This window comes from uncultured Ruegeria sp. (genome assembly GCF_947500045.1).
Classification (GTDB): Bacteria; Pseudomonadota; Alphaproteobacteria; order Rhodobacterales; family Rhodobacteraceae; genus Ruegeria.
The window spans coordinates 361,009-383,605 of sequence record NZ_CANMQQ010000001.1; the positions used below are offsets into that span (position 1 = coordinate 361,009).

Sequence of the window (22,597 nt, forward strand, 5' to 3'; positions counted from 1 at the left end):
CGCAGGAGGCAGACTTAGCCGCTCGCATCGTTCGCGGGATCATAGTGGTAATAAAAACATGACAGCTTGTTGCCATCTGGATCACGCAGATAGGCCACGTAGAAACCCGGCTCATAGTGGGGTCGAACGCCCGGCTTTCCTTCATCGGTGCCGCCGTTTTCCAGACCCGTGGCGTGAAACTGTCGGACCTGATCGGCGTTTTGTGCGGGAAAGGCGATCATCGTGCCGTTGCCGGTACTGGCGGGTGCCCCATCGAATGGCATGCAGACCCAAAAGCCGGTTCCATTGTCGGGATCGGTGCCCCATCCGGCCCAGCCGTCGATCCATCCGGGTAGGCGTGGCTGCTCTAGCACCGCAAAGATCGCATCGTAGAAGCGAATGGCCCGCGGCAGATCGTTGGTTCCGTAGGTGGTATAGAGATTCATAGAATGCCCTCCTGCCATAACAATGCGAGTGTCTGGCGTGGAGGAAAAGAAAAAACCCCAGCCGAGGCTGGGGTCTATTCATACGTGTCGTTGCCGGATTTTAGCCTTGCAGCGATTTCACCTCAATATCGCCTTCTGCTTGCGCCTTGATTGCAAGTGCGGCGGCGTTTGATCCTGCGGCTGTGGTGAAATACGGGATCTTGTCATAAAGCGCGATGGATCGGATGGCTTTGCTGTCTTCAACCGCCTGCGCGCCTTCGGTGGTGTTCATCACCAACTGCACCTGGCCGTCTTTCAACATGTCCACCACATCGGGGCGACCCTCATAGACTTTATTGACCACCTCACAGACGACACCCTGTTCTTCCAGCCAGCTTTGTGTGCCGCGCGTCGCAACCAGTGTAAAACCTTGTTCGAGCAGCACCTTTGCTGCCTCAAGCATGGCCTGACCTTTGTCGGCATCCTTGATCGAGATGAAGGCACGGCCAGAGGATGGCAGCACCATACCGGCCCCCATTTGCGCCTTAAGGAAGGCGCGCGGGAAATCGCGGTCCCAACCCATGACCTCACCGGTCGAGCGCATCTCGGGGCCAAGAATAGTGTCGACGCCGGGGAAACGGGCGAAAGGCATCACGGCCTCTTTCACCGAGAACCATGGCATGTCCGGGTCGGCCAATGTCATCTGATCGGCGATCTTGGTGTCGTCGACTGTTTTGTAGGCCGGGCGCAGCGGGAAGTTAGAAAGCTTCTCGCCCGCCATCACACGGGCGGCGATGGAGGCAATCGCGCTGTCGGTCGCTTTGGCGACAAACGGTACCGTGCGTGAGGCACGGGGGTTCACTTCGATCAGATAAATCTCATCGTCCTTGATCGCGAATTGCACGTTCATCAGGCCCACAACATTCAACGCCTTGGCCAGCTTGAAGGTCTGTTCCTTGATCTGACCAATGATTTCTTTTGACAGCGAGTAGGGCGGCAAAGAACAAGCCGAGTCGCCCGAGTGGACGCCAGCCTCTTCGATATGCTGCATGATCCCCGCGACGTGCACGTCGGTACCATCGCACAGTGCGTCGACGTCTAGTTCAACGGCGCCTGCCAAATAGCTGTCGAGTAGTACGGGGCTGTCGCCCGACACCACAACGGCCTCGGCGATATAGCGCTTCAGCTGATCCATATCGCGGACGATTTCCATCGCACGACCACCCAGAACATAGGACGGGCGGATCACCAGTGGGAACCCGATGTCTTCGGCAATCTCAAGCGCCTTTTCGTCGGTTGAGGCGATGCCGTTCGTGGGCTGTTTCAGGCCCAGTTCGTTGACCAGCGCCTGGAACCGCTCGCGATCTTCGGCCAGGTCGATGGCGTCCGGAGTAGTGCCGAGGATCGGGATGCCTTCCTCTTCCAGCGCATTTGCCAGTTTCAGCGGGGTCTGGCCGCCGAATTGCACGATTACACCGTGCAACGTGCCGTTTTCCAGTTCCTTCGTCAGAATTTCCATCACGTGTTCAAAGGTCAGCGGCTCGAAATACAACCGGTCCGAGGTGTCGTAGTCGGTCGACACTGTCTCGGGGTTGCAGTTGATCATGATGGTTTCATAGCCCGCTTCAGTCAGCGCGAAACAGGCGTGACAGCAGCAATAGTCAAACTCGATCCCCTGACCGATCCGGTTCGGGCCGCCGCCAAGGATGACGACTTTTTTGCGATCGCTCGGGCGTGCCTCGCATTCAACTTCGCCCATCATTGGGGCCTCATAGGTCGAATACATATAAGGCGTCTGCGCCTCGAATTCGGCGGCGCAGGTATCGATGCGTTTGAAGGCGGCATTCACACCCAGATTGCGGCGGGCGCGGCGGACGTTGTCTTCGTCGCGTCCAGTCAAGTTGCCCAGGCGCGCGTCCGTGAATCCCAGCATCTTCAGCTTGCGGATGCCGTCTTCGGTCACCGGCAGACCGTCTTTGCGAACCGCCCGCTCGGCTTCGATGATTTCTCGGATGCGAGCCAGGAACCATGGGTCGAACTTGGTGACGCCGAAGATTTCATCGTCCGTCAGGCCGTGACGCATGGCTTGCGCGATAGTGCGCAGACGGTCGGGGGTCTGCTGGCTGATTGCCTTGATCACCGCGGCCTTGTCGTCGGCTTCGTCCCAGACGCCGACGTTCAGACCGGGGATTTCAACCTCATCAAACCCGGTCAGACCCGATTCCATCGAGGCCAGCGCCTTTTGCATCGATTCGTGGATCGTGCGGCCGATAGACATTGCCTCACCCACCGATTTCATCGCGGTGGTCAGGTAGGGTTCCGAGCCCGGGAATTTCTCGAATGCGAATTTCGGGATCTTAGTGACAACATAGTCGATGGTCGGTTCAAACGACGCAGGCGTGACCTTGGTGATGTCGTTGTCGAGCTCATCCAGCGTATAACCGACGGCCAGTTTCGCAGCGATCTTGGCAATCGGGAAACCGGTTGCTTTCGACGCCAGCGCGGACGAGCGCGACACGCGCGGGTTCATCTCAATCACAACCATGCGGCCATCATCGGGGTTGATCGCCCATTGCACGTTCGACCCGCCGGTTTCGACACCGATCTCGCGCAGCACGGCAATCGAGCCGTTGCGCATGATCTGGTATTCCTTGTCGGTCAGCGTCAGGGCAGGGGCCACGGTGATCGAGTCACCGGTATGCACGCCCATCGGGTCTATGTTCTCGATTGAACAGACGATGATGGCATTGTCCGCCTTGTCGCGGACGACCTCCATTTCGAATTCTTTCCAGCCCAGCAGCGATTCATCGACCAGAATCTGGTTTACCGGTGAGGCGTCCATGCCGGTGCGGCAGAAGTGGATATAGTCCTCGCGATTGTAAGCCACACCACCGCCGGTGCCGCCCATGGTAAAGGCGGGGCGGATGATGGCGGGCAGGCCGATATTCTCCAGATCGCCCAATGCGATCTGAACGCCTGCATCCAGATCGGTGCTGCCGTCTTCGCGTTTGGGGGCGGTGACGATTGTGGCCTTTGGATTCTCGATGCCCAGCCGATCCATCGCCTCGCGGAACAATTTGCGGTCTTCGGCCATTTCGATGGCGTCGCGGGTCGCGCCAATCATTTCGACACCGAATTCCTCCAACACACCCATCTCTTCCAGCGCAAGTGAGGTGTTCAGGCCAGTTTGACCACCCATAGTGGGCAGTAGGGCGTCGGGGCGTTCTTTCTCGATGATCTTGGCGACAACCTCGGGCGTGATCGGTTCGATGTAGGTGGCGTCGGCCAGTCCGGGATCGGTCATGATCGTGGCGGGGTTGGAATTCACCAGAATGACCCGGTAACCTTCCTCGCGCAGTGCTTTGCAGGCCTGCGCACCGGAATAGTCGAACTCACACGCTTGGCCGATGACAATGGGGCCTGCCCCGATGATCATGATCGACTGGATGTCGGTTCTTCTCGGCATGGCCTTGGTCCTTCAATTGTCCGCGAGTCAGGGCACCGCCCCAGCGCCCAAATTGTCCTGCGTTATAGGGACCGCGCGAAAAGGTGCAAGAGCTATCGGAAACAAGGGCAAATTTGCCACTTTCCCCTCTTTCCCTCGCTGGCGTATCCTCTATATCGCGCAGCACGGTAAATGAGGATGCACTTGCGTATTCGTTTCGATCAAGGCCCAGCCGGGCGTGGAACCCGGTTCGAGCGCCCATCCCGGATTATCCGCGCGGATGAGGCTCAGGAGGTACCCCAGGCTCTGGCGGCGCTTGATCAGGCGCGCGCAGACGGGGCCTGGCTGGCGGGATATGCGAGTTATGAGCTGGGCTATGTGTTGGAACCACGTCTGGCCGATCGCTTGCCCGAGGGGCGTCGCCTGCCATTGCTGTGCTTTGGGGTGTTTGATGCACCCGATCGCACTGGTCTGTCGAAAGAGGTAGGCGGTATCACCACATTTCAGCCGCGCTGGGATGAGCCACGGTACACCCATGCTTTCCACACGGTACATGATGCCATCGGTGCTGGTGACATCTATCAGGCCAATTTGACCTTTCCGATAGACCTCGAAGTGACCGGTGACAGCGCCGCGCTTTATGCCACTCTTGCGGCTGGCCAGCCCGTAGGCCACGGCGCCTTGGTCGAGCAAGAGGGGCTGCCCGATCTGCTCAGCCGATCACCTGAACTGTTCTTCCGCACTGATGCCGAGGGTCGGATCGAAACCCGCCCGATGAAAGGTACCCAGCCCCGCAGCGAGGACCCGGTCGAAGACGAGCATCGGCGGGCTTTCCTGTCGACCGACGAAAAGAACCGGGCCGAGAACCTGATGATCGTTGACTTGCTGCGCAATGATATCAGTCGCGTGGCGCTGGCCGGATCCGTCAAAGTGCCCGAATTGTTCAGGGTGGAAACCTATGCGACCGTTCATCAAATGGTCTCGTTGGTGCAGGCGCAACTGCATGTGGGTGTGGGCTTGTCGGATATCCTGACGGCCCTTTTCCCCTGCGGCTCGATCACTGGGGCGCCGAAGATTCGCGCCATGGAGATTCTGTCTGAATTAGAACCGTGGCCGCGTGATGCCTATTGCGGCACCATCGGATGGGCTGCGCCGGATGGTCGGTCCGAGTTCAACGTGGCCATTCGAACTCTGATGGTCGAAGACGGCGAGGCAACCCTGAACGTCGGCGGAGGGCTTGTCTGGGATAGCACTGCGCCATCAGAATATGAGGAGGCGTTATGGAAAGCCCGCTTCGCCCACCAGCTGAGCCTGATTTCCGCCTGATCGAGACCCTGGGTTATCGGCCCGGGCACGGATTAATCCGACAGGACCGACACCTGAATCGAATGGCACAAACGGCTAAGGCGCTATCGCTGCCCTTCGACAAGAACGCTGCTTTGGCGGTATTGTCCAAGATTGTCAGCCAAGCCCCTTTGCGCTGTCGCTTGAGCATGAATATCAATGGCGGTTTTGATTTGACCACCGCCCCGCTTACCAACAATCCGCCAATCTGGCGGTTGGCAGTTTCGGAAACCCGCTTGACCTCTGACGACATATGGCTGCGCCACAAAACCACCCGACGCGCAACATATGACAAGGCCCGCGCGGAGATGCCTCAAGCGATTGACGAACTGCTGTTCCTGAACGAACGCGGCGAATTGTGTGAGGGTTCGATCACCAATCTGTTTATTGAAACATTGGATGGAAGGCGGTTCACTCCGCCTCTGTCCAGCGGGCTATTGCCTGGTATTCTGCGCGAACACCTGTTGGAACAAGAAGAGTTTACCGAGGCGGTTCTGACATTGCGCGATTTGAAAGATGCACAGACCGTGTATATGGGAAATTCTCTCCGAGGTCTGATCCCTGCGGAGCTGGTGGACCTATGAACAACGATGACGCCATATATGGCACCCCGGCTGCAATTTTGCGGTTGCGGTTCGAGTTTGTCGTGTTCTTCATTGCGGCCCCTTTGGGTATAGCAGTGTTTTTCCCGCCCAATTGGATGTTTCCAGCGCTGTTCGCCTTTGCAGGTCTGGGGATCGTTCTGCTGCACGCAACGCCCGGCTTTCGCTGGGCAGAGCTGCGCCAGGGATGGGCAAATTGGTCATTGAGGGAACTAGTGGTTTTCACGCTTGTGACAGGGGTATTCTGCACTGCGCTGATCTATCTCGCCCGCCCTGGTGCGGCTTTTTTCCTGCTGAAACACAGGCCCGAGATGCTGGCCTTCATCTGGGTTGGCTACCCGCTTTTGTCGGCCCTGCCACAAGAACTGCTGTTTCGTCCGCTCTTTTTTCGCCGGTACCACGCTATACTGCCCCAAGGGCGCAAGGCTGACATGTTGAACGCGGCCATCTTCTCGTTTGCTCATCTGATGTATTGGAGCTGGATTGTCGCCATCATGACCTTTGCCGGCGGACTGCTGTTCAGCTGGGCTTATCGCCAGCGCGGGTCGTTTTTTTATGCCGTTCTGCTGCACGCAATTGCAGGCAATATCATCTTTGCCGTTGGTCTGGGCGTGTATTTCTATTCGGGCAATGTGCAAAGGCCGTTTTGACGGCTTGACCTGCCTTGACTTTCCAAGCCTGACAGGGTGTATCGGCGCGATGAATTCTGCGCCCGAAGGGATATTCCATGCACGCCTATCGCAGCCACACCTGCGCCGCTCTGACCGCCGCCAATGTTGGTGAAACCGTCCGCCTGTCTGGCTGGGTGCACCGGGTTCGAGATCACGGCGGCGTGCTGTTCATCGATCTCCGCGATCACTTTGGCGTAACTCAGGTTTTGTGTGACGGCGACAGTGCGGCCTTTGCCGAGCTTGAGAAGGTTCGGTCTGAGTGGTGTATCCGCATCGACGGCACCGTCAAAGCACGCGACGCGGAACTGGTGAACGCAAAGCTGCCCACCGGCGAAATCGAAGTTTATGTGCGCGAGCTGGAAGTGCTGGGCGCGGCTGACGAGCTGCCGCTGATGGTCTTCGGCGATCAGGAATACCCTGAGGAAACGCGCCTGCGCTATCGCTATCTGGATCTGCGCCGTGAGGTGATGCAACAGAATATGGCTCTACGCTCGGACGTTGTCGCGTCAATGCGCCGCCGCATGTGGGATCAGGGATTCCGCGAATACCAGACGCCGATCATCACCGCATCCTCACCTGAGGGCGCGCGCGACTTCTTGGTGCCGTCGCGTCTGCATCCAGGCAAGTTCTATGCGCTGCCACAGGCCCCGCAGCAATTCAAACAGCTGATCATGGTGTCGGGCTTCGACAAATACTTTCAGATCGCGCCCTGTTTCCGCGACGAAGATCCGCGCGCGGACCGCTCACCCACCGATTTCTATCAGCTCGACCTCGAGATGTCGTTTGTTGAGCAGCAGGACGTGTTCGACACCATCCAGCCCGTGTTGACCGCTGTGTTTGAAGAGTTCGGTGGCGGCCGCAAGGTCGATCAGGACTGGCCGCAGATTTCCTATAAGGACGCTGCTCTGTGGTATGGTTCTGACAAGCCCGACCTGCGTAACCCAATTAAAATGCAAGTGGTCTCTGACCACTTTCGCGGGTCTGGCTTCGCGATCTTCGCGAAGCTGTTGGAGCAAGAGGGCACCGAAATCCGTGCGATCCCGGCACCAACGGGTGGCAGCCGCAAGTTCTGTGACCGCATGAACGCCTTTGCCCAGAAAGAAGGTCTGCCCGGCATGGGTTACATCTTCTGGCGCGATCAGGGCGAGGGGATGGAGGCCGCAGGTCCGCTGGCCAAAAACATCGGCCCCGAACGCACCGAGGCGATCCGTCAGCAATTGGGTCTGGGCGTTGGCGATGCGGCGTTCTTTCTGGGGGGTAAGCCGAAGGCCTTCGAGAAGGTTGCGGGCAAGGCGCGGGATGTGATCGGGGAAGAGCTTGGCCTGACCGAGAAAGACCGCTTTGCCTTTGCCTGGATCGTGGATTTCCCGATCTATGAGCAGGACGAGGAAACCGGCGCGATCGACTTTGAGCACAACCCGTTCTCGATGCCGCAGGGCGGTATGGAAGCACTGCAGGGGAACCCTCTGGACGTGCGTGGATACCAGTATGATCTGGCCTGCAACGGCTATGAGCTGGTTTCAGGTGCAATACGGAACCACAAGCCGGAAATCATGCTGAAGGCCTTTGAACTGGCTGGCTATGGTGAAGACGAGGTCAAATCCCGCTTTGGCGCTTTGTTCAATGCGTTCCACTACGGCGCGCCGCCACACGGTGGCTGTGCTGCAGGCATCGACCGGATTGTGATGCTGTTGGCGGATGAGGCCAACATTCGTGAGGTCATGATGTTCCCGATGAACCAGCGCGCCGAGGACCTTATGATGGACGCACCATCCGATCCGACCTCGGACCAGTTGATGGAGCTGGGCCTCAGGATCATCCCACAGGACTAATTCCAGCCGCCCGCTTCGAGCGGGCGGATTCCTATCCGGCGTGGCGACGCGCAATGGGCGCGCTTGTCAACGCTGGGATCGCCGCGTTGGATTGAAGCGGTTGTTTCAGTTCAATCCAATGGGTTCTTAACGTGTTGGCGGTTTCTGCGGATCGATTTGGCGGTAATGCGCGCCTGACGGTAGAACCAGATGCTCAGCAGTGAGGCCGTTATGAAATAGGCGGTCAGCACGTCAGATCGCCTCTTGCCGTTCCAGACGGTCTTGTACAAGCCCGGCAATCCGTGCCGTCTGTGCTGTCAACGGTGTACCTGTCGACTGCGAGACGGCAAGCTCACGCGCGGCTTCGGCAAGGGTCGTGTCATCCGCATCTCGCGCGACGCTTTGCAGAAACTGTGTCGCATAATTCAATGTGCGCTGGTCGGTTGGCCCGGTCAGCACATCGGCGATGTGAGCCATGTCATCGTGATAGGCCAGCGGGTCCGGGTGAACGATGTCATCCCTCAGGGTTGCGATGCTGCTGGGGCGGCGATCCTCTGGCAAGCGTTCAAGGATGGTTTTCTGGAAATAAGCAACCGAACTCAGGGGTTTGGTCAGAAAACCATCAGCCCCTGCGCGCAGGGCAAGCGATTGAGCGTTGTCATCCCCGGACAGTCCAAGAATGACCTCGATACGGGGAACGGCATGGGTCAGTTCGGAAATCAGATCAGCGCCGGAGCCATCTGGAAGGCCCATATCGACGATCAGGACCGAGGGGCGGTAGATCTGCAGATGCCGCCGTGCCGATTTCAGGCAATCCGCCCGACGGATGCGCGCGCCGCTGACCAGGCACATCAATCGTATTGCATCGCAGGCATAGCGACTGTCTTCGACCACAAGGATCGTCTGGCCCAGCAGCGGCCGTATCTTGGTGGGCAGCGCCGGAGAAGCGAAAGGTCCCGAATCGTCCATGGCAGAACTCCTGTATAGCAGATGCCTCACGCTAGGAACTTCTGGCTAATACAGGGTTAACGTGCGCTTTGGCGCACTTGTCCTTTATGCAAACTGCCCCCATAACCGCTGCAATGCAGAAGGAAGGAGAGTTCCATGATTGGTCGCCTGAACCACGTTGCCATCGCGGTGCCAGACCTTGAGGCCGCCTCGGCCCAGTATCGCAACGCGCTGGGTGCCAAGGTCGGCGAACCGCAAGACGAGCCCGATCATGGGGTCACCGTCGTGTTCATTGAACTGCCCAATACCAAGATCGAATTGCTGTACCCGCTGGGCGAGAACAGCCCGATCAACGGGTTTTTGGAGAAGAACCAGTCGGGTGGCATCCATCATGTCTGTTACGAGGTCGAGGATATCATAGCTGCCCGGGATCACCTGAAAGAGACCGGCGCGCGCGTTTTGGGTTCAGGCGAACCCAAGATCGGAGCACACGGTAAGCCGGTGTTGTTCTTGCATCCGAAAGATTTCAACGGCTGTCTGGTTGAGCTGGAGCAGGTCTGAAAACAATGACTATCACCGCTGCTCTGGTCCTGTTCGCTGTTATCTGGTTTTTGACCCTATTGACGGTCCTGCCTGTGCGCATCAAAACGCAAGGTGATCTGGGGAAAATTGTCCCGGGCACGCATGCGGGTGCCCCTGAAGTTCATCACATGAAGAAGAAGCTTTGGATCACCACCGGGATCTCAGTAATTCTGTGGGCGATCATCGCGGGCATCATAATATCCGGTGCCATCAGCGTTCGGGACTTTGATTGGCTGAACCAACTGGAGCCGCTCGAATAATTCAGGAGCGGTTTTCTGACAGGCCGTGGTAGATATGCGTGAAAGTCGCAGCCCCCAGAATCGGGATCAGCAGGTTAACCAGCGGAACCGAGAGCGGGATCGCCATGAGGATACCGGCAACCCAGATTGTTGTCGCATGTTTCGCCCTTAGTTTTCGCGCGCCCTCGCGTCCCAACCGACGCATGGCGGCAAGGGTGAAATACTCTCTCCCCAGAAGAAACCCGTTCATTCCCCAGAATATGAACAACGCAAATGGCGTGAAGAATGCATAAAGGATCAGCGCCAGCAGGTTGGCAACGATCAACACGCCCAGAAAACTGAGCGTATCCCGCAATGCGTCGCCAAATGGAACGCGTGTTGCTGGTGGAAGGTTCGGATAATGCGAGTCCTCGACAGCCTGAGCGACCTCATCCAGAAACATCGACGTGATGGCCGAGGCAACGGGGATCATCAAAAAGACCGACAATACCATCGTTAACAGGAACGAAGAAACGCTGAGCAGGTCATTCAGCCACGTCACCTCACCCAGTATCGGCAAGGTGGCCTGCTCGCCAACCAACATGTTGATCAGCCATAGAAAACCGGCATAGGTGGCAACCAACAGCGCGAAGGTCAGCCCAACGCCCAACAGCAGCACTTTGCGAAACCGGGGATCACCGATCTGGCCCAGTGCTTTCAGAAATGACTGGATGATGATCATTCCGATACCCATTGGGTCAGCGCCGCCACATCAGGGCGGGGCCGTTCGGGTGGGACCATGCCCTCGGTCGCTATGTGGATGAAGCCTGCGATTTTTTCATTCTCGGCTAACCCGAGGCCTTGCTGGCAAAAACTGCGATCATGGGATTGCCAACCAGACAGCCAGTTCGCACCCCAACCGGCCGCAAGTGCGGCGTTCAACAAGGCTAGGCAAACCGCACCCGCCGAATAGGTCTGTTCAATTGCTGGTATCTTTTCAGATCGTTTCTGCACCTCGATAACGGCAACAGCCAGATGGCCCATTTCGAACTGCGTGCGCGCTTTGGCGATATCTTCCGGGCTTTTGCCCATTGCCAAACCACTGGTTTCGGTGAGCTTTGCGAGGCGTTGCATTGCCCCTTGTTCGATAACAACAAAGCGCCAAGGTTCAAGCTTTCCGTGATCGGGGCTGCGCGCAGCGGCGGTGAGCAGCGGCATCAGCTCTTCCCGCGTCGGGGCTGGTGCCACAAGCGTTTTGGCAGGGCGTGATCGGCGCACGTTCAGAAAATCCAGCGCAGCTTGGTTCTTCAGGGACATATGTTAATTTCCTTCACATGGGCAGTTCGTATGTCGGAGAGATTGCGCCCCGTTTCAAGGGCAAACTGCCTATTGAATCACATCAATTTCGACCGGGCTTTGCGCACCGCTGGTCCAGGTCGAATTCTTCGGGCTTCGTTCAAGGGTCCGAGGGGTCGGTTTCGCGTATCTGATAAACGCCTTCGGGCAAATCCAGTGCTGCGGCCAGATCGCGTACCTGTTCAGGCGACAGAGTGATCTTCTGGATCTGGTCGGTACGTGGGTCGAACTGCTCAAGCGTTACGCATTCAGCAAAGTTGTTGATGACGACATCCTCTTGCAAAGGCTTGGCGCCTTCGTCCACCAGCGTAATGACCGTCGAGTCGAATTCATGTTCAATCGAAAACATATCGGCAGAGTGCCGGGGCAAAGATAGCAATGCAACCCGTTATGGCTGCATTCGGCAGTAGCCCGGCCAGATTTGCCGCGCTATGCTTGCCTGCCGACAGAGTGACCGAAAGGAATGTGAATGCGCCGTCTTGCCCTGTTGCTGGTGATGCTGTTGGCCGCATGCGATACCTCGACCGTAATCGCGATCCCAGCTGACCAATGGCAACCATCATCATCTGCCCAAAGACAGAAGGCGCGCGTGTTCGAACAAGTCAGCCGTAAAGTCGGAGCCGCAGCGGGGCAAGAGTGCCGTCGCCGCTCGCGTTCTGCAAATTGCGATTTTGCAATTTTAGTTGATCTCTCTCGCACTGCGCCAGCGAACGCGTTCCAGACGCTGGATGAGGACGGGCAACCGCTGATCATTTTCACTCAGCCAATGATCGCTTCAACACAGAATGCGGATGAGATGGCCTTTGTCATGGGGCATGAAGCCGCGCATCATATCTTAGGTCATATCGCCCGACAGTCGGAGAACGCGAAGGAAAGCGCGCGGATATTCGGAGAGCTAGCGCGCAAGCAAGGCGCAGATGATGCAGGGGTTGAGCGCGCGCAGGCACTGGGTGCTGAGGTTGGTGTGCAAAATTACACGCGTGAGTTTGAGCTGGAGGCGGATCAATTGGGCACAAAAATCACCCATGCAGCGGGGTATGACCCGCTGGTTGGGATGGTTTTCTTCCAACGTATCCCTGATCCTGGCGACCGTTTTCTGACGTCACATCCGCCCAATGCCAAACGGGTGGAGGCCGTGCTGAAAACGGCACGACAATTGGGTTTGCAGTGATGATCAGACTAACCCGAATGGGCGTCGTCCTAAGCGACCGCGGATCGAAATATGCTGTGACAGGCGCTCGGGTCACCAGTCGCGCTGATGTCGATGCGGTGCTGGCGGAACTGAAGTCCGACAAAGCCTATGCCAAGGCAACCCACAATACATGGGCAGCGATGCTGCCAACCGGCGCGCTTAAGGCTGACGACGGAGAGTCTGGCGCGGCGATGGTCATTTTGCGGATGATGGAGCGGGCCGGATTATCAGACCACGTTATCATCGTAACGCGTTGGTACGGTGGCAAGAAGTTGGGCGGTGATCGGTTCCGCCGGGTACAGGATGCCACGCGGACCTATCTGGATCAGCTGGACGCAGGACATTGACCTGAATCAAAGGCATCTGCAGATGCGTAGGATACCCTTTCCAAAGCGAACAAAGAAAGGGAAGCGCATGTCTGACCGAGCAAAGCTGCGACATCACGCAGGTCTGGTGGACAATATGGCTATGACACTGGGCGTTGATTTGCAGGAAGCTGCGATTGACGGTGCCCTGCGATTTGATGAAATCTCAGATGCTGTATTGCGCTGCACTGAATGCCCAAATCCGGGTCATTGCGAGGCTCTTCTATCCCAAAACGTCGACATAGGCAGGGCGCCAGAGTACTGCCGCAATCAGGAACTGTTGAACAGGCTGGCGCCGTAACGCCAGAGAGTTCATGCAGCGACTGGGGCTGCAATTGCTCGGTGACATGCCGTGTCAGTTTTGGCTGACTGTGCAACAGCAAAAAAAGCACCAACCGCCCCATGGTATTGCGCCAACGTCAGCTTGCTGAACGATCTGGCCTGATTTCAGAGTTTTGCGTGTGATCCATCACATAGTGGAGGATTTCCACTGTGCTTGCAGCCACAAAAGAACACTTTCTTGTCGGCATCAGCAGTGTATTTCACAGGTGTAAATGCGGTGCCTTTGTGCGAACCGTCACAAAATGGCTGTTTCTGTGACTTGCCACAGGCGCACCAGAAATAGGTTTTGCCTTCGGTCACTTCGACCGGAAATGGGGATTTCTGGGCGATGATCGGGGCATCTGACATGTGGCTACTCCGTATTTGGCTGATGTCACGGCAGAGTTTAGGGTGCTGCACCAAAAAGGACAGCGAATTACAGAGCACAGGTGCATCAGCGCGGATTCGCTTTTATTCACATATGCGTGATTGACACGGTTGCCAGATGAAAATCTTGGTCTTATTCTGACACCGGCCCCGAAAAATTGGGCAATATCAGAAAAGTAATAGAGGATTGATGGACATGAAACTGAAGTTTGCTGCTATCTGCGCCACCGCTGTTGTTCTGACTGCGTGCTCGCAGCAGGAGGAACCGACCCCGGTCTATATCCAGCCCGACTATGACAAGTATGGCACGCCCAGCTGTTCGGCAGGCTATGAGTTGGCCACGACCGAAGCCGGTCAGACCGTATGTAATCCGGTCACACAATAAGCATTTTGCAGGTGGTCCATTATTTTGGACCGCCTGCACAACCAGCGCCGAAATTGCCGCCGTTGGGCGGTTTTTTCTTGCCTTTCTGTCGCGGGTCGCGAACGTCATTTCCAACAAATTTGATTGGAAGGGTCCATGCGCAAATTCTTTGACCACCTAAAGGATCGCACCCGTTGGAGCTGGCAAGGCCTGTCCTCAACCTGGCGCGAGGAATACTCATTTCGGGCATGGGTTTGGGCAAATCTGGCCTCGGGCGTTTTGGTCTTTGCACTGCCGCTCGGAACAGCAGAAAGAGCAGTAATCCTTGCACTCGGCATTCTGGTATTGGTGGCCGAGCTGTTCAATACTGCCATCGAACGAGCGGTCGATCATACCTCGACGGATCAGCATGTCCTCGCCGGGCAGGCCAAGGACGCGGCGAGTGCTGCCGTGGCACTTACGGCCGTCGCCGCGGGTGTCGCATGGGTCGTGGTGTTGATCGGGCTATTGTGATCCCGGTCTCTGCCAGACCTACGCGCGCAAGCGCCCCCATAGATCGTACTCTCCGGCCTCATCGACTTCTACGGTGACGATGTCACCCGGTTTCAAACCTTCGAACCCGTCATCAATAAACAAATAGCCATCGATCTCGGGTGCATCGGACTTGGTGCGGCAGGTCGCTGCCTCGTCATCCACGTCATCCACGATGACCTCGACCGTCTGTCCAACCTTTGCCTCTAGCTTGGCTTCCGAAATGGCCTGTGCCTTTTCCATGAACCGCTCCCACCGATCCTGTTTCACTTCGGCGGGGACATGATCTGGCAAATCGTTTGAACGGGCGCCATCGACATTCTCGTATTGAAAACAACCGACGCGATCTAATTGGGCTTCGTCCATCCAGTCCAGCAAGGTCTGGAACTCATCTTCGGTTTCCCCTGGATAACCAACAATGAAAGTCGATCGAAGGGTGATATCGGGGCAGGTCGCGCGCCACGCTGCGATTTCATCCAGAGTTTTCGCGCCTGCAGCCGGACGGGCCATGCGTTTCAGAACATCCGGGTGCGCATGCTGGAATGGTATGTCGAGATATGGCAACACGTTGCACCCGGCATCCGCCATCAGCGGGATCAGATCACGCACATGGGGGTAGGGATAGACGTAGTGTAGCCGAACCCAAGCGTCGAACTGGCCCAGCTCGCGCGCCAGATCGGTAATATGGCTGCGCACCTCGCGGTCTTTCCACGGGTTCATGTCGTATTTGCGATCCAGCCCATAGGCCGAGGTGTCCTGCGAGATCACCAGCAATTCGCGTACGCCATTGTCGACCAACTTCTCGGCCTCGCGCAGCACCGCATGGGCTGGGCGGCTGGCCAGCCTTCCACGCATGTCCGGGATGATGCAGAACTTACACTTGTGGTTGCAACCCTCTGAAATCTTGAGGTAACTGTAATGTCGTGGTGTCAGTTTCACACCCGAAGCAGGCAGCAGGTCCACATATGGATTCGGGTCCGGCGGCACCGCGTTATGGACCGCATCCAGAACCTGTTCATATTGATGCGGCCCGGTGACTGCCAGAATGCGCGGGTGATGTTCACGGATATAATCCGGCTCTGCACCCAGACAGCCCGTTACGATAACCTTACCATTTTCGGCCAATGCCTCACCGATCGCGTCCAGAGATTCGGCCTTTGCGCTGTCCAGAAACCCGCATGTGTTCACAATCACGGCATCGGCCCCGGCATAGTCCGGTGAGATACCGTAGCCCTCAGCGCGCAATCGGGTCAGGATACGCTCGCTATCGACCAATGCTTTGGGACAGCCCAGCGACACCATGCCAAGGGTTGGCTGGCCGCGGCGGGGCGTCTCGGCGATCCGGGCCTCAGGGGCGAGATCAGGGCGGAGGTCTGGTGGGTTCGTGCTCATGGCGGCGCGTATAGAGGGGAAAGCTTCCCCTTGCAAATCCTGCCCGCACAAGGCTGACTCGGGGCAGAGCAGAAAAGCCGGAAAGACGGACCCATGAAGTGGCTCATACGCATTCTTTTTCTCGTAGTCGCGGCTTTCGGGCTGGTGATTGGTGCCTTGCTATTGATGCCGGGTGACAAACTGGCGACCATTTTGGCCGAGCAAGTCAAGGCGCAAACTGGTCGCGATTTGGAACTGACGGGCGAAGTCAGGCTATCTTTCTGGCCCGTTCTGGGTATGGAAACCGGCCCGGTTACATTTGCCAATGCGCCTTGGGCCGGGTCCGAGCCGATGCTCAGCGCCCAAAGTTTGGCCGTGGGCGTCGATGCGTCGGCGTTACTGTCGGGTGATATCCGGATCAAGAAGGTATTAGCCGATAGTCCGGTTCTGCGTCTTGAGCGCGCGAACGGGCGCGGAAACTGGGAATTGCACCAACCTGGCAGCTCTCCTGAATCAGGGGCATCGGCGCAAGCTGTCGAAAGCCGGCCTGTTACGTTGGAGCGATTGGAGCTGTCAAATGCACGGCTGATCTATCTTGAGAATGGCGCGGTCAGCATGGACTTCGCAAATGTTGATCTTTCAGCCCGTTGGCCGGACGTGACCGCCCCGATGGAGATGCAAGCCAGTATGTCGGTGCCCGGTGGTGCCGTTGAGGTGGATTTGACTATTCCCGACCTGCCTGCTTTTTCTACCGGAGTTGTAACGCCGCTGGAGCTCGGCCTTACCGCGCCCGGTGGAGATATTCAGTTTTCCGGTCGGGTAAATCTGGCTGGTGAGATGGATGGCAAGGCCACAGTTACCGCCAAGGACACCCACAAGATGCTGGCCGCCTTTGGGCAGGGTGGCGTTACCGTGCCCAAGGGGTTGGGACAGGTCGCAAACGTGTCTGGGCAGATGACCTATACGCAGGATGGCCGGATTTCCCTGCGGGACATGATCGCGGTGCTGGATCACAACCGGCTTGAAGGGGAGGCGGATATCCAGATTTCCGACCCTCCTCAAATCACCGCGCGTCTGGATGCAGGTGACCTCGACTTGTCCGACGTAGGCGGTAGCGACACTTCAAGCGGCGGCTCGCAGGCTGAAGGGTGGTCCAAGGCCCCCATCGATGCGTCGTTCCTTGCGCTGGCAAATGGTAGAATTCGTCTGCGGGCCAACTCGATTGCTGTACCGGGAATGGTTTTTGGCAAAAGTGACCTGACGCTGAGCCTTGATCGTTCGCGGGCCGTGTTGGAGATGCATCCCGCAACGCTCTTTTCCGGCCAGCTGAATGGTCAGGTGGTTGCAAACAATCGCAATGGGTTATCGGTTGGCGGGAACCTGACGGCCAACAACATTGATATCAATGAAGCTCTTGTAACACTTGGTGATATCAAGCGTCTTTCGGGGAAAGGGTCTGGCCATCTTGAGTTTCTGGGTGTTGGGTTGACCGAAGATCAGATCATGCAATCGCTTAGTGGCAAGGGCCACATAGAAGTCGGAAAGGGTGTTATTTCGGGGCTGGATCTTGATCGCCTCATGGGACAGGGCAAGGGATCAGGTGGCACGACAGTGTTCAACAGCCTTAGCGCCAGTTTCACGATGAAAGATGGTGATCTGACCAACAATGACCTGTTGATGAAGCTCGATAATTTCCGCGCGGATGGGGCAGGTCGGATTGGTCTTGGTGCCCGCGATATCGATTATCTGTTCACGCCGGTCGCCCTGCGCGCCAACTCGGGGCAGGGGATATCGGTGCCTGTCCGCATCAAGGGCCCATGGAGCAACCCGTCGATCAAACCGGATCTCACTAAGGTCATTGAGGCGGCGGCTGAAGGCAAAGTCAAAGAGCTGGAAGGCGACGCGAAGAAGAAGGTTCTAGAGAAGGTAGGGAAGGAACTGGATACCACGGTCACCGATACCGACCAGATCGAAGACGCATTGAAAGACAAACTTGAGGAAGAGGCCAAGAAAGGCTTACTCAAACTTTTGGGGGGGGATTGAGATGACGTAGAACAAAGGGCGCTTAAACCGGCGCCCTTTGTTACGTGACTTAAATCGTCTGATCGTAGTCACCAACGCCCGGTTCGGTACGGATAACGGCATCGATATCCGCGAAGATCGCGCGCATCTCATCTTCGCTTTCGCTGCTTTCACAGACCACAACCAGATTGGGCGTGTTGGATGATGCACGCACGAGGCCCCAACTGCCATTGTCCAATATGACCCGCGCGCCATTGACGGTTACGACCTCTTTGATGGCTCGGCCTGCAAAGCTGTCGCCTGCATCTGCCTTTGCCACCAACTTGTCGACCAACCGCTGCAGAATATCGTATTTTTCTGTATCAGCTGCATAGGGTGACATAGTGGGCGTTGACCACGTCTTTGGCAGCGCCTTGCGCAGATCGGACATGCTCTGATCTGAATTACGGTCCATCAGCTTACAGATTTCCACGGCCACGCGCATTCCGCAGTCATATCCACGCCCGACGGGCTCCGCCAGAAAGTAGTGGCCCGATTTCTCAAACCCGGCAAGCGCGCCGATTTCCTTGACCCGGCGCTTCATATGGCTGTGGCCGGTCTTCCAATAGTCGGCTTTGACACCCAGTGCCTGCAACTCAGGATCGCTGGCGAACAGCCCAGTCGATTTCACATCGGCCACAAAGGTCGAATTCGGATACAGCTTGGCCAGATCGCGCGCCATGATGACGCCAACCTTGTCGGCAAAAATCTCTTCACCTTCATCGTCCACGACACCACAACGATCCCCATCACCATCAAACCCCAGTGCCAGATCGGCACCGCTGGCTTTGACCGAAGCAGCCATATCGTGCAGCATTTCCATCGCTTCGGGGTTCGGATTGTAGTTGGGGAATGTGTAATCCAGACGTGTGTGGCTGGGCACGACCTCAACACCGATCCGTTCGAAAACCTCGGGTGCAAAGGCGGCGGCGGTTCCATTACCGGTAGCGCAGACCACTTTCAACGGACGGGACATTTTGAAGTCACCAACCAGATCGTCGAGATAGGCCTCTTTCACCCCATCAACGAATTCATACGAACCACCCGGGCGCGCGATGCCTTCGCCATTCAAAACAATATCGCGCAGTTCCGACATCTCGTCTGGACCATGGGTCAGGGGGCGGTCGAAGCCCATTTTTACGCCGGTCCAGCCGTTGGGGTTGTGGCTGGCGGTGACCATCGCAACCGCGGGCACATCTAGATGAAACTGCGCAAAATACGCCATCGGGCTAAGCGCCGGGCCGATATCCTTGACCTGAATACCGGCCTGCATAAGACCCACGATCAGGGCGTTTTTGATCGATAGCGAATAGTCTCGATAGTCATTGCCCACTGCAATCACCGGATCTATCCCGCGTTTATGCATTTGGGTACCCAGACCCAAACCTAGTGCCGTCATTCCGGGCAGGTTGATTTCGTCGGGATATTTCCAACGCGCGTCATACTCGCGAAAGCCCGTGGGCTTGATCATCGGGTCGCGCAGAAAACTCCAGGTGTTCGGGGTCACCTCGGCAAGGGGTTTGTTCATTACAAATCTCAATCGTTAAATCTGAATCGGGTTTTCTTTGGCGAGCGCATCGAAGCGCATCAAGGTGTCAATCAGATGGCCCATCTGATCCAGGTAAATCATGTTTGGCCCATCGCAGGGCGCATTATCCGGGTCTTGATGGGTTTCGGTGAAGACCGCGCCAATTCCGGTGGCAACCGCCGCACGGGCGAGGACCGGGGCAAATTCACGCTGGCCACCGGAGGAACCGCCCAGACCACCGGGTTGCGCCACTGCGTGGGTCGCGTCCATCACCACTGGATAGCCGGTGCGGGCCATTTCTGGCAGCGACTGCATATCAACTACCAGGCGATTGTACCCAAATGAAGCGCCACGTTCGGTCAGCAGGATACGCTTATTTCCGGTGCTTTCGATCTTGGATACGACGTTGGGCATGTCCCATGGGGCCAGAAACTGACCCTTTTTGACGTTAATCGCTGCTCCGGTTTGACCAGCGGCCAACAGCAGCGCTGTCTGACGGCACAAAAATGCGGGGATCTGCATGATGTCGCATACTTCTGCGACGGATTCACATTGTTCCGGCTCGTGAATATCGGTCAGCACTGGGACGCCAATACTGTCTTTAACCGACTGCAGAACCTGAAGCCCCTTCTCAAGACCCAAGGCAGGTTTGGCGTTCAGCGAAGTCCTGTTGGCTTTGTCGAAAGATCCCTTGAACACGTACTGGGCGCCTGCCTTGTCGCAGGCTTCCTTAAGCACCCCTGCGATCATTTGCGCGTGATCTGCGCTTTCCAGCTGGCAGGGACCAGCGATTAGAGTGAGGGGAAGATCGTTGCCAACTGTCAGGTCAGCGATTTTTATATGTTTCATGTGTCTTTACGAGGATACCTGTTCACGAAGGACCGACGCGGTAAGCGAGATCATCAGGTAGATACCAGCAAACAACAGGAAAGCCAAAATCGTATTTTCAAACTTGCGCGGATAGCTGGGTTCCTGACTGGGGACCGGGTTCACCGAGACGGTCAGATAACGCACCTTTCGGTTGGCCTCGGTCCGCGTGGCTTCCATTTGCTGCATTGCCGTTTGTAGCATCATGTCGCGGGCGGCCAGATCGGCTTGGGCCATCTGGATACGCACGCTCAAACGTGCAAGCGAGTTTTCGCCTGCCGAGGCGTCCAGCATTTCAGCATTCAACTCTGCCAGAACCGCCTCAAGCCGTTCGATATCTGCGCGTGTGCCATCTACCTTGGCTTTGTTGGGGCGGGTGTTGTCGAGAAGGGCGGCCAGTTGCAGTTCTTTGTCCTGTAGCTCAAATTCAAACTGATCGATCCGGGCGCGCAGGCTGGCAATCACGCTTTGTGGATCCAGAACAGCCCCCTGCAGTTGCAGTTCAATCAGATCTTCCTGTGCCTGTCTGCGCGCTTCTTGCGCGGTCTCAAAGCTTGTTAAGGCGTCGCGCATCTGATCTTCTCGTTTTAACTCGGTCAGCCCATTTATCGTCTCTTCGGCGTATGAAATAAGCCGCCTGGATAGGTCGACAGAGATATCGGCGCTTGGCGCCGCGACCTCCATGCGGATAACACCGTCGCTTGGGTCATACCCAATGGTGATCATACGCTTGTAAAGCTTATAAGTTTCTTCGAGCGTTGCATCAGCCGACAAGCGTTGGATAGGGTCGATCTCATCTTGTTGAAAAAACTCGGAAAACCCGACATCCCGCTCTAGTCTTTCCAGCGCATCCTTGGATTCCAGAAACTCCTGCGTGGCCACGGAATCCTGCGCCGTAGCGAACTGGGTTCCCGCCAGAAAACCGCCAAATGACGCCCCGCCGCCATCGGCCTGCAAAATTGAGAATACGGAGTCGCTGGCATACATCGGCGTTGCGACGCGATAGAAATAGAAACCCACAACGAAGGTGGGCAGGAAGACGAAAGCGGCCAACCGTGCGAACAACGCCGCAAGCTTGCGGCGACGGCGGCGGGCGATGTCTTTCTGGATTTGCCCGATCTCGTATTCGCGGCGCTGGGCCGGGCTAAGTTCCGGGCCGGGTAGATTCTGCTGCGAGGCTTTGGCCGTCTGAGGCAGATGTATCTTTATATTGTCTTGCGTCGGGTCATCGCCGGTTGATTTGCTTTGATCGAAAGTTGCCAGATCCAGCAGGTTCGCGCGCTGAAACGGATCGATCCCTTTCTTGCGCAACAGTCGGACCGCATCGTAATCCGAAGTCGCCGCCAGCCCGTTTTTATGCGCAAGCCGCCTTGCGACGCGCAATTGCCGCCCGGTCAGCCCTTCGCGTTTGATGGCGTCCAGTTCGGTGCCCGGTTGCTGGGATTCGCCACCAGCGTCAGAGGCTTGTGTTGCTTTGCGAATTCGGTCGATCGCATCCGAGCGTGCCTCGGCCGTACCGGCGCCTCGTGCGGTGCGATCGGGGTTGTACTTTCTAGCCTTGGGTTTGGTAGTCATAGAGTTGCTTTGCCTCTTCCAAGGTTTCAAACATGTAAAGCTGCCCATCCACCAGAACAGCAGCTTGCCGAGCAAATTTCTCTAGAATTGATGGGTTGTGCGATACGATCACCAGTGTCGTTGTCCGCAGCTTATCTTTCAGGATATCGCCCGCTTTCTTATTGAACTCAACATCCGTGGTCGAGGGCATCCCCTCGTCAATGAGGTACATGTCGAAATCCAGAGCCAGCATCAACGCAAAGGTAAACCGGCTCCGCATCCCCGAGGAATAGGTGCCCAGCGGTTGGTTAAAATACTCACCCAGATTGCAGAGCCAGCTGCAGTAGGCTTCTACATAGTCAGGGTCCATGCCATAAAGCTTGGCGATGTATCGCGCATTCTCCAGTGCTGACAACCGATTGGCGACCCCGCCCGTGAACCCCATGGGGAAAGAGACGCGGCAATCGCGCCGGATCACGCCTTCATCGGGTTTTTCCAATCCGGCCATCATGTTGATCAACGTGGTTTTCCCGGTTCCGTTCGGTGCCAGAACCCCAAGGGAAGTGCCCAGTTCAACGCGGAACGACACCTGATCCAGAATCACCTTGCGGCGGGTTCCGGTCCAGAATGACTTGCTGACATTGTCGAATTCCAGCATGCGGGGCCTGTAATCGT

The 22,597-nt window shown here is 56.9% G+C and carries 24 protein-coding genes; 12 read left to right on the plus strand and 12 right to left on the minus strand.

Annotated elements, in window-relative coordinates; genetic code table 11:
* Positions 1–14: 14 nt before the first annotated feature.
* Entirely contained in the window at positions 15–425 is a 411-nt protein-coding gene (locus tag Q1B46_RS01840) for a VOC family protein (RefSeq protein WP_299944147.1), read from the minus strand.
* Between the two features lie 100 nt (positions 426–525).
* Positions 526–3,870, minus strand: coding sequence for a carbamoyl-phosphate synthase large subunit (carB, locus tag Q1B46_RS01845; protein WP_299944150.1), 3,345 nt, complete (start codon positions 3,868–3,870; stop codon positions 526–528).
* A gap of 177 nt (positions 3,871–4,047) precedes the next feature.
* Between carB and Q1B46_RS01850 the strand changes: the two genes are divergently transcribed.
* The 4 genes from Q1B46_RS01850 to aspS all read left to right on the plus strand — a co-directional run bounded on the left by Q1B46_RS01850 (position 4,048) and on the right by aspS (position 8,298).
* On the plus strand, positions 4,048–5,175 hold the full coding sequence (locus Q1B46_RS01850; protein ID WP_299944153.1) for an aminodeoxychorismate synthase component I: 1,128 nt from the start codon (positions 4,048–4,050) through the stop codon (positions 5,173–5,175).
* Complete coding sequence (locus Q1B46_RS01855) at positions 5,130–5,777, plus strand: aminotransferase class IV family protein (protein WP_299944156.1); 648 nt, start codon at positions 5,130–5,132, stop codon at positions 5,775–5,777. The genes Q1B46_RS01850 and Q1B46_RS01855 overlap by 46 nt, the downstream gene beginning before the upstream one ends.
* The gene (locus tag Q1B46_RS01860; protein ID WP_299944159.1) at positions 5,774–6,445 is read left to right on the plus strand and encodes a CPBP family intramembrane glutamic endopeptidase; all 672 of its coding nucleotides are present in this window, start codon (positions 5,774–5,776) and stop codon (positions 6,443–6,445) included. The genes Q1B46_RS01855 and Q1B46_RS01860 overlap by 4 nt, the downstream gene beginning before the upstream one ends.
* Positions 6,446–6,522: 77 nt before the next feature.
* Positions 6,523–8,298: an aspartate--tRNA ligase gene (aspS, locus tag Q1B46_RS01865; protein WP_299944161.1), complete on the plus strand. Its 1,776-nt coding sequence runs from the start codon at positions 6,523–6,525 to the stop codon at positions 8,296–8,298.
* A gap of 231 nt (positions 8,299–8,529) precedes the next feature.
* Here aspS and Q1B46_RS01870 read toward each other — a convergent pair whose 3' ends face one another.
* A complete protein-coding gene (locus Q1B46_RS01870) occupies positions 8,530–9,246 on the minus strand; it encodes a response regulator (RefSeq protein WP_299944164.1) in 717 nt (238 codons plus the stop codon).
* Between the two features lie 135 nt (positions 9,247–9,381).
* Here Q1B46_RS01870 and mce point away from each other — a divergent pair, with 135 nt between their 5' ends.
* A complete protein-coding gene (gene mce, locus Q1B46_RS01875; protein WP_299659284.1) occupies positions 9,382–9,786 on the plus strand; it encodes a methylmalonyl-CoA epimerase in 405 nt (134 codons plus the stop codon).
* A gap of 5 nt (positions 9,787–9,791) precedes the next feature.
* The gene (locus tag Q1B46_RS01880; RefSeq protein WP_299659286.1) at positions 9,792–10,067 is read left to right on the plus strand and encodes a DUF1467 family protein; all 276 of its coding nucleotides are present in this window, start codon (positions 9,792–9,794) and stop codon (positions 10,065–10,067) included.
* A gap of 1 nt (position 10,068) precedes the next feature.
* Here the strand turns inward: Q1B46_RS01880 and Q1B46_RS01885 are convergent, their stop codons facing one another.
* From Q1B46_RS01885 to Q1B46_RS01895, 3 genes are all read right to left on the minus strand, one after another.
* Complete coding sequence (locus Q1B46_RS01885) at positions 10,069–10,767, minus strand: EI24 domain-containing protein (protein WP_299944169.1); 699 nt, start codon at positions 10,765–10,767, stop codon at positions 10,069–10,071.
* Positions 10,764–11,342 (minus strand): nitroreductase family protein, encoded by a 579-nt coding sequence (locus tag Q1B46_RS01890; RefSeq protein ID WP_299944172.1) that lies wholly within the window; start codon positions 11,340–11,342, stop codon positions 10,764–10,766. Before Q1B46_RS01890 ends, Q1B46_RS01885 begins: the two co-directional genes overlap by 4 nt.
* 139 nt (positions 11,343–11,481) lie before the next feature.
* Positions 11,482–11,730 carry a hypothetical protein gene (locus Q1B46_RS01895; RefSeq protein ID WP_299659295.1) on the minus strand — a complete coding sequence of 83 codons (249 nt, stop codon included), beginning with the start codon at positions 11,728–11,730 and terminating at the stop codon, positions 11,482–11,484.
* Between the two features lie 120 nt (positions 11,731–11,850).
* On the opposite strand from Q1B46_RS01895, the gene Q1B46_RS01900 reads away from it, so the two are divergent.
* The 3 genes from Q1B46_RS01900 to Q1B46_RS01910 all read left to right on the plus strand — a co-directional run bounded on the left by Q1B46_RS01900 (position 11,851) and on the right by Q1B46_RS01910 (position 13,239).
* Positions 11,851–12,552 (plus strand): M48 family metallopeptidase, encoded by a 702-nt coding sequence (locus Q1B46_RS01900; protein ID WP_299944176.1) that lies wholly within the window; start codon positions 11,851–11,853, stop codon positions 12,550–12,552.
* Positions 12,552–12,920, plus strand: a complete 369-nt coding sequence (locus Q1B46_RS01905; RefSeq protein ID WP_299944179.1) for a YigZ family protein — start codon at positions 12,552–12,554, stop codon at positions 12,918–12,920. The genes Q1B46_RS01900 and Q1B46_RS01905 overlap by 1 nt, the downstream gene beginning before the upstream one ends.
* A 67-nt stretch (positions 12,921–12,987) precedes the next feature.
* Entirely contained in the window at positions 12,988–13,239 is a 252-nt protein-coding gene (locus Q1B46_RS01910; protein WP_299944182.1) for a DUF6455 family protein, read from the plus strand.
* Positions 13,240–13,385: 146 nt separating this feature from the next.
* Here Q1B46_RS01910 and Q1B46_RS01915 read toward each other — a convergent pair whose 3' ends face one another.
* On the minus strand, positions 13,386–13,628 hold the full coding sequence (locus tag Q1B46_RS01915; protein WP_299944184.1) for a CDGSH iron-sulfur domain-containing protein: 243 nt from the start codon (positions 13,626–13,628) through the stop codon (positions 13,386–13,388).
* Between the two features lie 214 nt (positions 13,629–13,842).
* On the opposite strand from Q1B46_RS01915, the gene Q1B46_RS01920 reads away from it, so the two are divergent.
* Together Q1B46_RS01920 and Q1B46_RS01925 are read left to right on the plus strand one after the other, a co-directional pair.
* Entirely contained in the window at positions 13,843–14,031 is a 189-nt protein-coding gene (locus Q1B46_RS01920) for a hypothetical protein (protein ID WP_010441832.1), read from the plus strand.
* A 135-nt stretch (positions 14,032–14,166) separates the two neighbouring features.
* Positions 14,167–14,523: a diacylglycerol kinase gene (locus Q1B46_RS01925; protein WP_299944187.1), complete on the plus strand. Its 357-nt coding sequence runs from the start codon at positions 14,167–14,169 to the stop codon at positions 14,521–14,523.
* An 18-nt stretch (positions 14,524–14,541) separates the two neighbouring features.
* On the opposite strand, the gene rimO is transcribed toward Q1B46_RS01925, so the two are convergent.
* On the minus strand, positions 14,542–15,933 hold the full coding sequence (gene rimO, locus Q1B46_RS01930; RefSeq protein ID WP_299944190.1) for a 30S ribosomal protein S12 methylthiotransferase RimO: 1,392 nt from the start codon (positions 15,931–15,933) through the stop codon (positions 14,542–14,544).
* A gap of 93 nt (positions 15,934–16,026) precedes the next feature.
* Between rimO and Q1B46_RS01935 the strand changes: the two genes are divergently transcribed.
* Positions 16,027–17,955 carry an AsmA family protein gene (locus Q1B46_RS01935; RefSeq protein WP_299944192.1) on the plus strand — a complete coding sequence of 643 codons (1,929 nt, stop codon included), beginning with the start codon at positions 16,027–16,029 and terminating at the stop codon, positions 17,953–17,955.
* Between the two features lie 49 nt (positions 17,956–18,004).
* On the opposite strand, the gene Q1B46_RS01940 is transcribed toward Q1B46_RS01935, so the two are convergent.
* From Q1B46_RS01940 to Q1B46_RS01955, 4 genes are read right to left on the minus strand one after another with little or no spacing between them, the layout of a single operon-like run.
* Positions 18,005–19,501, minus strand: coding sequence for a phosphomannomutase/phosphoglucomutase (locus tag Q1B46_RS01940; RefSeq protein ID WP_299944194.1), 1,497 nt, complete (start codon positions 19,499–19,501; stop codon positions 18,005–18,007).
* A 15-nt stretch (positions 19,502–19,516) separates the two neighbouring features.
* Positions 19,517–20,350 carry a 3-deoxy-8-phosphooctulonate synthase gene (kdsA, locus tag Q1B46_RS01945; protein ID WP_299944197.1) on the minus strand — a complete coding sequence of 278 codons (834 nt, stop codon included), beginning with the start codon at positions 20,348–20,350 and terminating at the stop codon, positions 19,517–19,519.
* 6 nt (positions 20,351–20,356) lie between these two features.
* The gene (locus tag Q1B46_RS01950; RefSeq protein ID WP_299944200.1) at positions 20,357–21,943 is read right to left on the minus strand and encodes a capsule biosynthesis protein; all 1,587 of its coding nucleotides are present in this window, start codon (positions 21,941–21,943) and stop codon (positions 20,357–20,359) included.
* On the minus strand, positions 21,921–22,580 hold the full coding sequence (locus Q1B46_RS01955) for an ATP-binding cassette domain-containing protein (RefSeq protein WP_299659322.1): 660 nt from the start codon (positions 22,578–22,580) through the stop codon (positions 21,921–21,923). The genes Q1B46_RS01950 and Q1B46_RS01955 overlap by 23 nt, the downstream gene beginning before the upstream one ends.
* Positions 22,581–22,597 lie beyond the last annotated feature (17 nt).

Bases quoted from the DNA above. Each gene is read 5' to 3' on its own strand.
- Q1B46_RS01840 (WP_299944147.1), bottom strand. From the start codon at position 425: ATGAATCTCTATACCACCTACGGAACCAACGATCTGCCGCGGGCCATT.
- carB (WP_299944150.1), bottom strand. From the start codon at position 3,870: ATGCCGAGAAGAACCGACATCCAGTCGATCATGATCATCGGGGCAGGC.
- Q1B46_RS01850 (WP_299944153.1), top strand. From the start codon at position 4,048: ATGCACTTGCGTATTCGTTTCGATCAAGGCCCAGCCGGGCGTGGAACC.
- Q1B46_RS01855 (WP_299944156.1), top strand. From the start codon at position 5,130: ATGGAAAGCCCGCTTCGCCCACCAGCTGAGCCTGATTTCCGCCTGATC.
- Q1B46_RS01860 (WP_299944159.1), top strand. From the start codon at position 5,774: ATGAACAACGATGACGCCATATATGGCACCCCGGCTGCAATTTTGCGG.
- aspS (WP_299944161.1), top strand. From the start codon at position 6,523: ATGCACGCCTATCGCAGCCACACCTGCGCCGCTCTGACCGCCGCCAAT.
- Q1B46_RS01870 (WP_299944164.1), bottom strand. From the start codon at position 9,246: ATGGACGATTCGGGACCTTTCGCTTCTCCGGCGCTGCCCACCAAGATA.
- mce (WP_299659284.1), top strand. From the start codon at position 9,382: ATGATTGGTCGCCTGAACCACGTTGCCATCGCGGTGCCAGACCTTGAG.
- Q1B46_RS01880 (WP_299659286.1), top strand. From the start codon at position 9,792: ATGACTATCACCGCTGCTCTGGTCCTGTTCGCTGTTATCTGGTTTTTG.
- Q1B46_RS01885 (WP_299944169.1), bottom strand. From the start codon at position 10,767: ATGATCATCATCCAGTCATTTCTGAAAGCACTGGGCCAGATCGGTGAT.
- Q1B46_RS01890 (WP_299944172.1), bottom strand. From the start codon at position 11,342: ATGTCCCTGAAGAACCAAGCTGCGCTGGATTTTCTGAACGTGCGCCGA.
- Q1B46_RS01895 (WP_299659295.1), bottom strand. From the start codon at position 11,730: ATGTTTTCGATTGAACATGAATTCGACTCGACGGTCATTACGCTGGTG.
- Q1B46_RS01900 (WP_299944176.1), top strand. From the start codon at position 11,851: ATGCGCCGTCTTGCCCTGTTGCTGGTGATGCTGTTGGCCGCATGCGAT.
- Q1B46_RS01905 (WP_299944179.1), top strand. From the start codon at position 12,552: ATGATCAGACTAACCCGAATGGGCGTCGTCCTAAGCGACCGCGGATCG.
- Q1B46_RS01910 (WP_299944182.1), top strand. From the start codon at position 12,988: ATGTCTGACCGAGCAAAGCTGCGACATCACGCAGGTCTGGTGGACAAT.
- Q1B46_RS01915 (WP_299944184.1), bottom strand. From the start codon at position 13,628: ATGTCAGATGCCCCGATCATCGCCCAGAAATCCCCATTTCCGGTCGAA.
- Q1B46_RS01920 (WP_010441832.1), top strand. From the start codon at position 13,843: ATGAAACTGAAGTTTGCTGCTATCTGCGCCACCGCTGTTGTTCTGACT.
- Q1B46_RS01925 (WP_299944187.1), top strand. From the start codon at position 14,167: ATGCGCAAATTCTTTGACCACCTAAAGGATCGCACCCGTTGGAGCTGG.
- rimO (WP_299944190.1), bottom strand. From the start codon at position 15,933: ATGAGCACGAACCCACCAGACCTCCGCCCTGATCTCGCCCCTGAGGCC.
- Q1B46_RS01935 (WP_299944192.1), top strand. From the start codon at position 16,027: ATGAAGTGGCTCATACGCATTCTTTTTCTCGTAGTCGCGGCTTTCGGG.
- Q1B46_RS01940 (WP_299944194.1), bottom strand. From the start codon at position 19,501: ATGAACAAACCCCTTGCCGAGGTGACCCCGAACACCTGGAGTTTTCTG.
- kdsA (WP_299944197.1), bottom strand. From the start codon at position 20,350: ATGAAACATATAAAAATCGCTGACCTGACAGTTGGCAACGATCTTCCC.
- Q1B46_RS01950 (WP_299944200.1), bottom strand. From the start codon at position 21,943: ATGACTACCAAACCCAAGGCTAGAAAGTACAACCCCGATCGCACCGCA.
- Q1B46_RS01955 (WP_299659322.1), bottom strand. From the start codon at position 22,580: ATGCTGGAATTCGACAATGTCAGCAAGTCATTCTGGACCGGAACCCGC.